Source organism: Priestia sp. YIM B13486 (assembly GCF_042787865.1).
In the GTDB taxonomy this organism is placed as follows: Bacteria; Bacillota; Bacilli; order Bacillales; family Bacillaceae_H; genus Priestia; species Priestia megaterium.
The window spans coordinates 330,445-343,572 of the sequence record NZ_JBHZOZ010000002.1 but is presented as its reverse complement, the minus strand read 5'-3'; the positions used below and the strand labels follow the sequence as shown (position 1 = coordinate 343,572).

Genomic DNA, 13,128 nt, shown 5'->3' with positions numbered 1-13,128 from the left:
ACTATTTGTATAGTATGCTAGTACATATCATAGAAAAAAGGATGATGGTGATGGAGGAATATTCTTTTCGTTTTCATATTACAGATTCTTACCCTTTGCAAAATGAAAACGATAAAATAGAAGCTGTTGTACGCACCAAAATCAAGCATGCGGAGCGAGGATGCTTGTATGAGGGGTATCTTCGTGTTCATATCACTAAAATCGGGGTATTTCCCGTGGCAAAAGATATTGCTGAAGCGATTAGCGTTCGTTCGCTTCGTCAGCAGTTAGCGGCCGAATTAAAAAGATACGTACGGCCGCACCGCAACTTTTTATAACTTTATCCAAACATTTGTCCAAGTGGACTTTCATCTGCAATAATATCTTGAATAGCATAGATAGAAATTGGAAAGTAAGGAATTCCATAGGCGTAAGGAGCCAGGTCATACAGCTGATAAAATAGCACAAGTGATTTATCCGCGATATAAAAATCTTGATCTGGTTTAATTCCTTTATATTCTCCAAGAACCATAATATCGCGCTCTTTTATTTGCTCTCCTACTATTTTAGAAAGAACACTCACGTAATTACTGTCTTTTTTAAATAAATCTTTTAGTTGATACGTTTTTCCATTCAGCACGTTAAATGTTAACGGAACTACCACGGTCAATCCGTGCGCTCCCCCAGAATAAGCAAAATTGACAAGCGTTAAGCTGAGCACATTTCGCTCGTTTGTTTTCAACTCATAATAACCCGTTTCTTCTGTATCCGGATTTTCTCCATATCCCTGCTGACGAATTAATTCATTCGTACGCTGCAAGATTTTACTGTTAATGCTGTGCTGAACAGCTTGATTAGTCAAATGAACAGCTGGATAGTAAACGTTTAACTTTTTCTTCACCATTTGTTGAGAATATACCGTTGCAGGTAACGTAACCATCGCTTCCTCCTCTTTCTATACAGATTGTTACATTCTATTCTTTTAGCTTTCATTCCATTACTGAAGCAAAAAAATCCCGTGCATATACGCACGGGATTTTTAACTTTCTATTATTTTACGTTGTTAATTGTTTTAGCAGCGTCTACCGTATTTTTTAATAGCATTGTGATGGTCATCGGACCAACGCCGCCTGGTACTGGTGTGATATAACCTGCAACTTCTAAAGCCGCTTCGTAATCAACATCACCAACGAGTTTACCATTTTCCATTGTGTTACCTACATCAATTACAATGGCACCCGGCTTAATATCATCTGCTTTGATAAGTCTAGGTTGTCCTACAGCTGACACAAGAATATCAGCTTGTTTTGTTAAAGCAGATAAATCTTTTGTGCGAGAGTGAGCAATTGTTACCGTTGCACTTTCTTGAAGTAACAGCATGGATACTGGTTTACCAACAATATTGCTTCGTCCAATTACTACCGCATGTTTACCTGAAATTTCTTCACCTGAACGTTTAATTAACTCAACGATACCGTGTGGTGTACATGGTAAATAGCACTCATCGCCAATGACCATATTCCCTACGCTTACTGGGTGGAAGCCATCTACATCTTTTTTAGGAGATACAGCATTTAATACTGCTTTTTCATCAATATGTTTTGGTAATGGAAGTTGAATAAGAATACCATGAACAGATGGATTTCCATTCAAGTGATGGATTTCGTTTAAAAGCTCTTCTTCCGTAATCGTTACGTCACGTTTGATAATTTCAGATGCAACACCGATTTCTTCACAAGCCTTTGCTTTTGCTTTTACATATGATTGGGAAGCAGGATTTTCTCCTACTAAAATTACGGTTAAACCAGGAACGATACCTTTTGTTTTTAATTGAGCTACCTCTTCTTTTAATGCGGCGCGCAGTTCTTGCGCTACTTCTTTTCCTTTAATTACTTTCGCTGTCATGATGTTTTTTGCTCCTTTCAACTGTAGCCATTTAATAAATGTACGAATTATATTTATTAATCTAACACAAAAGTTCGGTTTTGTTCAATGTTTTTATTATTTTTATTTTAAATAGATGAAAATAAATAACAAATAACGTATATTCCATTCTTATCGCACTATAATATTTTGCATTCACCAAAGCTGTTTTTATTCAAACGTTGCTTTTCCAAATTAAAAACCGCACCTTCGGCACGGTTTTCGACGATTTATTTTTCTGTTGATATGCTTTTCTTTGTAGTCAACGGCAGTACGTCTTCCTCTGTTTTTAGATCCTTTACATGCATTTCCTTGAGAGGCACACTTATTTTCTTATTTTTCGGAGGTTCTTCAAAATTCTCCACCCAATCACATAGCAGTTCAAATCCTTGATACACATAAGGCAGAAGAGGCTGAAGCTTTCGATCTGGATCAATTTGATGATTCCACACTAAGCTATCAATGTGGTTTCCATTTTCAATTACATAGTGACGATGAAGGTGCTGTTTACCAGAATCTTTTACTAGTTGTTCATAAGGATAGGCATGAATATCTGGAAAAATAAGAGCATCTAGCGACCCTGTAATGCTTATCAATGGAACGGAAATATCACCTGTATTTTCAATTTCACGGACGCGTTGCTTTACATCTTGCGGTCTTTCTCCATAATCATACTTTTCAAAAATAGAATCTAACGAACGATCCCTAACTCCGTTTTCAAAAAGCGTCAAGTATTTTTGCCACGGAATGCTTCCGGGTGCCTGACTGTCAAACTCATCTCTATATATATTAAGCGTTAAAAACCAATAATACTGGTCATGATATGGCCATAGAAACTCAGATCCTTTTGGCAATCCTGCTTGATACAACCGGTGCAAAGCTTCTTTTTGCGATTCACCTACTGTATACAGTGCTTCTTCGGCATGATTTACAACAGGTGTTAGGGAAGTAATCAAATTATCATGATCAGCTCGCCACATAACCCCTTCCCATTCAACGCCTCCATTAAAAAGCTGCGGCTCTCCATGTTTCCCGTCGTTTTCTAAAGCGTAGCGAACAACGTAACCACCATTAGAAATACCCAACGCATATGTTTTTATATCGAAATATTCTGTCACTTCTTTCTGAAGTTTATGACGATAATTTTCAAATAAAAATTTCTGCGCGATTTTTGTCACTTCGCGATATTGAATATGCCATTTTTTAATGGAGTCTTCTTCTTTGACTAACGCATTCTTTGCTTTAGCAAATGGATCATCTCTTACTTCTTCTCCCTGAGTTCCTTTATCAGAAGCAGCAAACGCAAATCCTTTTGCCAACACATAGTCGCTGAATAGTAAATCCGTTGATTTCTCATCTCGGGTAGCTGGGACTCCTGACATAACTAACTTTCCATTCCAATCATCAGGAATTCGAATGAGAAATTTACCACCGTCAACTTCACCTTCTACTTGAACGCCCGTTATTTCTTCAGGCTGATACATGTAATACCATCCATTTTTTTCTTCTTTTGTTCCCCAATAGATAGGAGCTAGCCCGATGTTTCCATAAGCAGTGGCTGCTTGAAATTGAAGAGGATTTTTAGTCGTTAACCAGTTTCCATACTTACCGTCAAACGTTATGATATTCAAGTGATAACCTCCATTCACATTTTCTTTTGAAGATAATCTGTGGGGACTGTACACGCATCATTTTAGTTAAATATTACCATCAACCTTTTAAAAAGTACATCAAAACGCCTTTCTTACAGAAACAAAATAGACATTTATCACAACTGAGCCCATAGCACCGTATAATATTGAAATTTATTCAAAAAAAGGAGTGTCAATGACTATGAGTTCGTTTAATTCTTCAAAACTTTCTACGACCCTTATTCCACCTGCTACTTCCTCCTATCCGGTTTCCGGACGAAAATATACCCTTACTCATTCCGATACAACCGGTCAGCTTTTTTTAAGCATCGGATGCTCATACAACAAGAAGGCAATAGATGAAAATATGCGGGATGAAGTACTAGCTGCTCTTCATGTAACAGACCGCCAAGCTGTTATTCAAGGCGAAGTTTTTGTTAGCGGAGGTGAATTCAGTCGGGAACAAGCACAGCTTCGTTATCAGATTTTTCGTCGTGAGCTCCCTCTTGCTTTAGAAGCAATAGTTTACGGAGACCAATCGTTCTTTCAACATTATCCAGACTTGCTAAATACACCAATTTACATTTATTTTGTATCGGCTTATCAAGAATTTAGAGGATGGTCCTATTATCAAACTCCTAAATTTTATTTAAAACAAACATGCAGCAGCTAGCACGCTAGTGCATAAACTAATGGGAAATGAACGAGGAAGGTGTGAATGTCTCATGTACAGTCAATGGGTTTACCCATATATGCCGCGCTATTACCACCCAGTGGTTCCTACTACGAATGAAAATTATTTAGAACCTTATAGATACAACGAAGACTTATTTTCTTATATCCCGCATGAAGAAAATGAAGTTAGATCTACACGCGATGTAGATCGAGTGATGAAAATTTTAAAACGACAGTATCAGTCCATCTACAGAGATGCACAAAGAGGCGGAATGGATAGTAAACTAACAGAATATTTATTTCGTTCCATTGTAAGATTTGTTGATGATAACTATAGCAATTACAGCGGGTCTATTAACGAACGCGTTGAAAAAGCCGCGCGACAGCTGAGAAAACGTGATCCATGGATATTTGAACTTTTTAACTTATACAGCGTTTCTCCCGCTTCACAAGCTCGAATTACCAACACGATTTTAACCGTTTCATTTGAAAATTTACGTAGAGGAAATGACGTACCAAATCCTAGATAAACAAAAAACCGCCACAATTGTGACGGTTTTTTGTTATGGTAATACAGTTGCTCCCATTAGATGGCTATCAACTTGTTTAGCTACTTCACGACCTTCATGAATAGCCCATACGATTAGACTTTGCCCACGACGAGCATCACCAGCAGCAAAAACACCTTCAACATTTGTTTTGTAATTTCCATACGCTGCATCTACGCGACGATTTTTCGTTTCAACACCAAACGCTGATAGAACCGGATGCTCTGGACCTTCAAACCCAATCGCAATAAAGACAAGCTGAGCTGGCCATACTTTTTCTGTTCCTGGAATTTCGGTAAAGATGTACTGTCCATTTTCACCTTTTACTTTCTCCATTTGAACCGTATGAAGTTCTTTTAGATTACCTTGCTCATCTGCCACGATTTTTTTCGTTTGAATTGAATATTCACGTGGATCGTCCCCAAATTTTGCTTGTGCTTCTTCATAAGCATATTCAAGATTAAATACATGTGGATATTCAGGCCACATATTATCTGCCGTACGCTCAGCAGGAAGCTGAGGATGTTTACCAAACTGAACAACGCTGCGGCATTTTTGACGAAGAGCAGTAGCTACACAGTCAGCTCCCGTGTCTCCGCCTCCAATAACAATAACGTCTTTTCCTTGTGCATCAATAAATTGACCATCTTTGAAGTTAGAGTCTAAAAGGCTTTTTGTTGAAGTTGTTAAGTAGTCCATTGCAAAGTGAACTCCTTTTGCTTCACGACCTTCTAATACTAGATCTCTTTGCTTCTGAGCCCCTGTACACAAAATTACAGCATCATATTGTTCTTTTAACTCTTCAGCAGTAATGTCTTTTCCAACTTCCGTATTCGTTACAAAATCAATACCTTCTTGCGTCAATAAGCGAACACGTCTTTCCACTACTTCTTTATCTAGCTTCATATTCGGGATTCCATATGTTAATAAACCGCCAGCACGATCTGCTCTTTCATATACCGTTACTGAATGACCCGCTTGGTTCAGCTGATCTGCGCTTGCTAAGCCTGCTGGTCCAGAGCCAATAACAGCAATTTTTTTGCCTGTTCTCTTCTCCGGAATACGCGGAGTAATCCACCCATTCTCAAAGCCTTTATCAATAATAGCGCGTTCGATATTCTTAATCGAAACGGCTGGATCTGAAATAGCAAGCGTACAGGAACCTTCACACGGAGCAGGACAAACTCGTCCTGTAAACTCCGGGAAGTTGTTCGTTTTCATTAAACGCTCTAAAGCTTCTTTCCAGCGTCCTTTATAAACTAAATCATTCCACTCTGGAATTAAGTTATAGATTGGACATCCAGAAGTAAAAGCATTAATATCCATTCCCATGTGGCAAAAAGGTGTGCCACAATCCATACATCGTGCCCCTTGACGGCTTAGCGCTTCATCAGATAAAGGAGCAGCATACTCTTTCCAATCACCTAAACGTTTTAACGGGTCACGTTCCTTCCCTTTTTCACGTTTGATTTCCATAAATCCTGTTGGTTTTCCCATCGTACTCTCCCCTTTCTTACTGAGCTACCGCTTCTTGTTGTTTTGCCGATGCTTTCTTTTCTTGTTTTGCATTTTCCTCAAACGCACTCATAGCTGCTTCTTCTTCCGTTAGTCCAGCTGCTTTTTGCTCTTCAATGCGATTCATCATGCGTTTATAATCATTCGGAATCACTTTTACAAATTTTGAAAGTGATTGTTCCCAATTTTCCAAGACAAATGCTGCTTTATGACTGTTCGTATATTTCAGATGATTTGAAACCATCTCTTTTACTTCTTCTGCTTCTTCGCCTTTTAAGCCCTCAAACCCAATCATGTCTTTATTGCAAAGGTTTTTGAATGCTTCTTGATCATCGGCAAATACGTAAGCAATACCGCCTGACATTCCTGCACCAAAGTTTTTACCTACATCGCCTAATACGACAACGCGTCCGCCAGTCATATATTCACAGCCATGATCGCCAATTCCTTCAACCACTACGTTCACACCGCTGTTACGAACTGCAAAACGTTCCCCTGCTAGCCCGCTAACATAAGCTTCACCGCTTGTTGCACCGTAAAATGCAACGTTCCCAACGATAACATTCTCGCCTGACACAGCTGTTGTTTCCTTAGGTGGAGCAACAATGATTTTACCTCCTGATAAACCTTTTCCGATATAATCATTTGCATCTCCAGTTAGATACATAGACATTCCTTTTGGAACAAACGCACCAAAACTTTGTCCTGCTGAGCCAGTGAATCGAAGAGTAATCGTATCTTCTGGCAGACCTTTCTCACCGTAACGTTTTGTAACTTCACTTCCCACAATTGTTCCAGCTACACGGTTAATATTAGAAATTGGAAGTTCTAACTCGACTTGATACTTATGCTCGATTGCTTGCTGTACCGCAGGCAAAATCTTTTGCATATCAAGAGATTCGTCAATTTTATGATTTTGATGTGTTTTAAAGGTACGTACACCTTCAGCTTGATATAAAAGAGTTGTTAAGTCTAAGTGCTGAGCCTTCCAGTGATTTTTTGCACGTTCGCTAACGCTTAATACGTCTGTACGTCCAACCATTTCATCCACTGTTTTAAATCCAAGTTCAGCCATAATTTCGCGCACTTCTTGTGCAACAAATTTCATATAGTTAACGATGTGGTCCGCTTCTCCCAGGAACTTTTTACGAAGCTCTGGATTTTGCGTCGCCACTCCAACTGGGCATGTATCTAAGTGACACGCACGCATCATGATACAGCCTAAAACAATTAAAGGCGCCGTAGCAAAACCAAACTCTTCTGCTCCTAGAAGTGCTGCCATGACTACATCTTTACCCGTCATTAATTTCCCATCTGTTTCAAGCACTACTTTTTCACGAAGACCGTTTAACATAAGTGTTTGATGAGCTTCTGCTAAGCCAAGTTCCCACGGTAGTCCAGTATGTTTAATACTTGTTTTTGGAGATGCTCCCGTACCTCCGTCGTAACCGCTAATGACAATAACATCCGCTACTCCTTTTGCTACTCCGGCAGCAATCGTTCCTACACCTGCTTTTGAAACGAGCTTGACGCTGATTCGTGCATCACGGTTTATATTTTTCAAGTCATGAATAAGCTGCGCTAAATCTTCAATCGAATAAATATCGTGGTGTGGAGGAGGTGAAATTAAGCCTACTCCTGGCGTTGATCCACGCACATCTGCCACCCATGGATATACTTTGTTTCCTGGAAGCTGACCGCCTTCTCCAGGTTTTGCACCTTGTGCCATTTTAATTTGAAGCTCATCTGCATTCACAAGGTAGTGACTTTTCACCCCAAAACGCCCAGAAGCGATTTGTTTAATCGCACTGCGGCGATTATCTCCATTCTCATCTAGAGTGTAGCGGCTAGGATGCTCGCCGCCTTCTCCACTGTTGCTGCGTGCTCCTAAACGGTTCATCGCAATCGCTAATGTTTCATGAGCTTCTTGACTTAAAGATCCAAACGACATAGCACCTGATTTAAAACGTTTTACAATCGAATCAACTGATTCCACTTCATCAATGGAGATAGATGAACGCGATCCATTAAACGAGAACAGATTGCGCAAGAAACCGATGCGTTCTTCATTAGCCGATTCAGAGAATTTTTTAAATAAGCTGTAATCTCCCTTACGGCAAGCCCACTGCAGCGTGTGAATTGTTTTTGGATTAAACGCATGATGCTCGCCCGTGTGTCTCCACTGGAAGTCACTTCCTGATTCTAACGTTTGCTCAATTGTTTCAACATAAGCATTGTCATGACGCGTTTTTGCTTCTTTTGCAATAACATCTAAACCGACACCGCCAAGCTGCGAGGCAGTACCTGTAAAATATTGCTCGATAACCTCTGCACTGATTCCAACCGCTTCAAAAATTTGTGCGCCCCGATAACTTTGCACCGTTGAAATACCCATTTTAGACATTACTTTTACGACACCTTCAGTAACGGCTTTTACATATTTCTCAACAGCATAATCATACGATACGTTCAACGTACCTGCGTTAATTTCATTTTGATATGTTGCAAAAGTAAGATATGGATTAATTGCGTCTGCGCCGTAACCAATCAGCGCTGCAAAATGGTGCACTTCACGCGCTTCTCCCGTTTCCACTACAATGCTCGCCTTTGTACGGTTTCCTTTTCGCACTAGGTGCTGGTGCAGCCCGCTGACAGCTAATAAAGCTGGAATAGCTACGGATTGAGCTCCCGCTTCACGGTCTGTCAGAACAAGGATGCTAGCACCTGCGTTAATTGCCGCTTCAGCTTCAGCAAATACGCGATCAAGATCTGCTTTTAAATCATTTGTAAATACAGCAGATATAACGGCACTTTTGAAATCCGGATGAATGGCAGACTTCAGCTGATCAGTTTGATCGTTTGTTAAAACCGGCGTCTCAAGCTGAATTCGATGAATGTTTTCTTTGGTTGGATGCAGTAAATTCCCTTCTGCACCAAGCAATGTCATTGTCGATGTAACCAACTGTTCACGAATAGCATCAATCGGTGGATTCGTTACTTGAGCAAATAGCTGCTTAAAGTAATTGAACAGCGATTGAGGAAGATCAGACAACACGGCTAATGGAGTATCGTTACCCATTGAACCAAGCGGATCTTTTCCTTCTGTAATAACTGGAACTAAATATTTATGAATATCTTCATACGTGTAGCCAAATGACTTCTGGCGAATGACCAAATCATCGAAGTATTCAGATTTTTCTTCCTGCACTTCTGGCAACGTTACCAGCTGTTCATCTAACCACTCTTGATAAGGCTCAGCCTGTGCCATTTCAGATTTAATTTCTTCGTCTGAAATAATTCGGCCCTCCTCTAAATCGATTAGAAGCATTTTACCTGGGCTTAAACGATCTTTATATAATACATTTTCATCTTCAACATCAATGACGCCTACTTCTGATGAAAGTATGATGTAATCATCTTTTGTAACATAGTAGCGAGCTGGACGTAGACCGTTACGGTCTAAAATAGCACCGATTTGCTTTCCATCCGTAAACGAAATAGCAGTCGGACCATCCCATGGCTCCATTAATGCGCTATGATACTCATAGAAAGCACGTTTTTCTTTTGACATGTGCGGATTCTCAGACCAAGGCTCTGGAATAAGCATCATCGCTGCATGCGCTGGCTTACGGCCGGCCAATACAAAGAACTCTAGCGCATTATCTAACATGGATGAGTCGCTTCCTTCAGCATCTAAAATTGGAAGAACCTTCGGTAAATCCTTACCAAATGCGTCCGAAACAAACTGTTGTTCACGTGCTCTCATCCAGTTTTGATTACCGCGAAGCGTATTGATTTCACCGTTATGAATTAAATAACGGTTTGGATGTGCTCTTTCCCAGCTTGGGAACGTGTTTGTGCTAAAGCGAGAATGCACTAAAGCGAACGCTGAAGTAAAATCTTCATCTTGTAGGTCAAGATAAAAAGCATCAACTTGCTCAGGCGTTAATAACCCTTTGTACACAATTGTTCTACTTGAAAGACTCGTAAAATAAAAACGGTTTTGACGCGCTTGCGCCCAATTTTCCGCTTGCTTACGAATAACATATAGCTTGCGTTCAAACGCTAAGTCATCTTGAATACTGTCATTTGCCCCAATAAATACTTGTCGTACGTACGGACAGCTTTCTTTTGCAACTTTTCCGATTTTTCCGACATTTACAGGTACAGTTCTCCAACCTAGTAACGTTTGTCCCTCTTCTTCAATTAATTTATTAATATAAGCTTCGATTTCTCGACGCTCGTCTTCGTTATTTGAGAAAAAGATCATTCCAACTCCATAACGACCTTTTTCTGGCAAGTTCAATTCAACGCATGTCTTTTTAAAGAACGCGTGTGGAATTTGTACCATTAATCCAGCTCCATCTCCTGTTAGCGGATCACTTCCCTGTCCGCCGCGATGGTCAAGCTGGCAAAGCATATTTAGTCCTTTTTTAACGATATCATGTGACGCTACGCCTTTCAATTGAGCGTATAGTCCGATTCCACATGCATCGTGCTCAAATTCAGGACGGTAGAGACCTTGAGCTTTTGGCATTTGATTGTATGTCATCTTCTTCTCCCCCGTTCGTTTTCTTTATCTTTTTAAGATCACCTGTTTACATTGTAAGTTTTCAAATCAATATAAACAATATATAATTTAGATAAAACTAATCTAATTTTGATATATATAGATGGAGGATGCCTATGGAACTGCGTCAATTACGCTATTTTATGGAAGTTGCAAAAAGAGAACACGTATCTGAGGCGGCAGAATATCTGCATGTAGCTCAATCAGCGATCAGCCGTCAAATCGCGAACCTGGAGTCTGAGCTAGGTGTTAGTTTATTCAAACGCGAAGGAAGAAATGTCAAGTTAACAGCAATAGGAAAAGTCTTTCTTGAGCATACGGAAACGGCTATGAAAGCTATTGACTATGCAAAAGAACAAATTGATGAATACCTCGATCCCGAAAGAGGAACGATTAAAATCGGATTTCCCACAAGCCTTGCTAGTCACCTTCTTCCTACTATTATATCAGCCTTTAAAGAAGAACACCCAAATGTTGCTTTTCATCTTAGACAAGGTTCGTATAAATTTTTAATTGAATCGGTTAAAAAAAGAGATATTAATATTGCTTTTTTAGGTCCTGTACCTGTAGAGGACCAGAGTATAGAAGGCCATATTCTATTCACTGAAAATCTTTTAGCCCTTGTTCCTTCTCATCATCCGCTCGCTGAACGGGATAACATTCGGCTACGGGATTTAAGAAATGAAGATTTTGTGCTATTTCCAAAAGGATTCATTTTACATAAAATGGCCTTCGACGCTTGCAAACAAGCAGGATTCATGCCCAATATTTCATCTGAAGGAGAAGATTTAGATGCGATTAAAGGTCTTGTATCCGCAGGAATCGGCGTCACGCTTCTTCCTGAAAGCACAGTGTCTGAAACGACTCCTCGTTTTACGACTAAACTCCCTATTCATACGCCGCAGCTTCAGCGTACAGTCGGGATGATTATTCCTCGAAATCGTGATTTAGCACCTTCTGATAAAATTTTTTATAAGTTTGTCAAAACCTTTTTTGAACGGTTGGAGCAGTATAAATAAGAGAGGCCCCCTGCCTCTCTTATTCTTTGCTTTATACACTATTCCTCAGCTGATCAATTGTATAAATAGCTCTTCTTCCCCTAAATCTAACAGGCATTGACGCTTACCGGACTCTTTCTTATACTGAAGTAACTGACTAAAAAGAAACAAGGTGACTGCTATGGATTTTAAAATTAATTTTTTATCATTTTACGTAATACAAGTAGAAGGAAAAGAAGAACAGGCTTCTAAACAATATAAGCATTTTCAAACGCTTGATACAGAAGAATATGACGAAAGTTCCATTAAAGATTTTTTAGACGGTGAATTTAAAAAAATTGTAAAACGCAAAGTAGAGCGACACCCCAAAGCAGAACAAGTGCCTACAAAGCTCGGGTATTTTATAGTTGAACCAGGGCACGCTCTCGACTCAAACCCTAATTATAATTTATTTCACCGCACTCGTTTTGCCACAACCAAAGAAGAATTTGAAGAAAATAGCGAACAGTTTATCAATGCATACCTTGATACTGCAGCCGTTCGAGGAGGAGCATTTTTAGTTGTATCTGCTGTTCCAAGAAAATATTTTGATCATGCTTTTGTGTTTATTTTAAAATGTGACTTCGAACCAAAAGTGGCTTCAATTTCAGATGAATCAACCCTTATTCGTCACGTAGAAATGGCGATTACTACTAAAAACATGAAATCTATTCAATACCCCTACATGCCTGAAGAAGGCATGGTGGAAGAAAGCGAACTCGTTATCCACCAAGCGTCTCACGCCCGTTATTTTGAAGACTTTTTGAAATTCATTGATTACAACGAGCCGATGCCTGAGATTATGAAAACACAAGTGATGGATATGGTGCGTGAACACGTCAGCGAAACGTTTGAAGCAGAAAGCGTAGAGCTTGAACAGTTTGAATCAGACATGGAACTGTGGGCAACAAGTGAAAAGCGTGAGCTTCAAGAACGTTTAGATACCCATCAAGTCATGGAAGCCGCTGCTCATATCGTCGAGCATACCCCTGATGCAGAGCTTAAAATGAAGCTTGGCGAAACAGAGATTAAAGGGCTGCTAGCTGATTTTGGTGAAAATATTCACTTAGCGAAAGTAAACGGACGCTACGTGGCTTTAATTGAAGCAGAATCGATTCTGTTTGAAAAAGGCGCGTCTCCGATTGAGTTTCATAAGCCAGGTGATTTGCACGGAATTATTGAGAAAATCAGCAGTAAGAAATGGGAAGAATAAATAAAAGGTTACTACTAAAGTGTGACCTCGTTATAAC

At 39.7% G+C, this 13,128-nt stretch carries 10 protein-coding genes; 5 read left to right on the top strand and 5 right to left on the bottom strand.

Annotated elements, in window-relative coordinates:
- Positions 1–50: 50 nt before the first annotated feature.
- Positions 51–317 (top strand): hypothetical protein, encoded by a 267-nt coding sequence (locus ACFX4G_RS05885; RefSeq protein ID WP_014460351.1) that lies wholly within the window; start codon positions 51–53, stop codon positions 315–317.
- 2 nt (positions 318–319) lie between these two features.
- On the opposite strand, the gene ACFX4G_RS05880 is transcribed toward ACFX4G_RS05885, so the two are convergent.
- The 3 genes from ACFX4G_RS05880 to ACFX4G_RS05870 all read right to left on the bottom strand — a co-directional run bounded on the left by ACFX4G_RS05880 (position 320) and on the right by ACFX4G_RS05870 (position 3,533).
- Positions 320–919, bottom strand: a complete 600-nt coding sequence (locus ACFX4G_RS05880; protein WP_116738320.1) for a DUF3298 and DUF4163 domain-containing protein — start codon at positions 917–919, stop codon at positions 320–322.
- A 110-nt stretch (positions 920–1,029) separates the two neighbouring features.
- A complete protein-coding gene (folD, locus tag ACFX4G_RS05875) occupies positions 1,030–1,884 on the bottom strand; it encodes a bifunctional methylenetetrahydrofolate dehydrogenase/methenyltetrahydrofolate cyclohydrolase FolD (RefSeq protein WP_028408722.1) in 855 nt (284 codons plus the stop codon).
- A gap of 248 nt (positions 1,885–2,132) precedes the next feature.
- Positions 2,133–3,533, bottom strand: coding sequence for an alpha/beta hydrolase (locus ACFX4G_RS05870; protein WP_377573327.1), 1,401 nt, complete (start codon positions 3,531–3,533; stop codon positions 2,133–2,135).
- Positions 3,534–3,735: 202 nt separating this feature from the next.
- On the opposite strand from ACFX4G_RS05870, the gene ACFX4G_RS05865 reads away from it, so the two are divergent.
- Both ACFX4G_RS05865 and ACFX4G_RS05860 read left to right on the top strand, forming a co-directional pair.
- Positions 3,736–4,206 (top strand): staygreen family protein, encoded by a 471-nt coding sequence (locus tag ACFX4G_RS05865; RefSeq protein ID WP_377573324.1) that lies wholly within the window; start codon positions 3,736–3,738, stop codon positions 4,204–4,206.
- 52 nt (positions 4,207–4,258) lie between these two features.
- Positions 4,259–4,738 (top strand): hypothetical protein, encoded by a 480-nt coding sequence (locus tag ACFX4G_RS05860; protein ID WP_377573321.1) that lies wholly within the window; start codon positions 4,259–4,261, stop codon positions 4,736–4,738.
- 33 nt (positions 4,739–4,771) lie between these two features.
- On the opposite strand, the gene gltD is transcribed toward ACFX4G_RS05860, so the two are convergent.
- Positions 4,772–6,253 carry a glutamate synthase small subunit gene (gene gltD / locus ACFX4G_RS05855; RefSeq protein ID WP_377573318.1) on the bottom strand — a complete coding sequence of 494 codons (1,482 nt, stop codon included), beginning with the start codon at positions 6,251–6,253 and terminating at the stop codon, positions 4,772–4,774.
- Positions 6,254–6,269: 16 nt separating this feature from the next.
- A complete protein-coding gene (gene gltB, locus ACFX4G_RS05850) occupies positions 6,270–10,823 on the bottom strand; it encodes a glutamate synthase large subunit (protein WP_377573314.1) in 4,554 nt (1,517 codons plus the stop codon).
- A gap of 134 nt (positions 10,824–10,957) precedes the next feature.
- On the opposite strand from gltB, the gene gltC reads away from it, so the two are divergent.
- Together gltC and ACFX4G_RS05840 are read left to right on the top strand one after the other, a co-directional pair.
- On the top strand, positions 10,958–11,860 hold the full coding sequence (gene gltC / locus ACFX4G_RS05845; protein WP_013056801.1) for a glutamate biosynthesis transcriptional regulator GltC: 903 nt from the start codon (positions 10,958–10,960) through the stop codon (positions 11,858–11,860).
- A gap of 160 nt (positions 11,861–12,020) precedes the next feature.
- Positions 12,021–13,091 (top strand): DUF3900 domain-containing protein, encoded by a 1,071-nt coding sequence (locus ACFX4G_RS05840; protein ID WP_025752107.1) that lies wholly within the window; start codon positions 12,021–12,023, stop codon positions 13,089–13,091.
- The last annotated feature ends 37 nt before the right edge of the window (positions 13,092–13,128 follow it).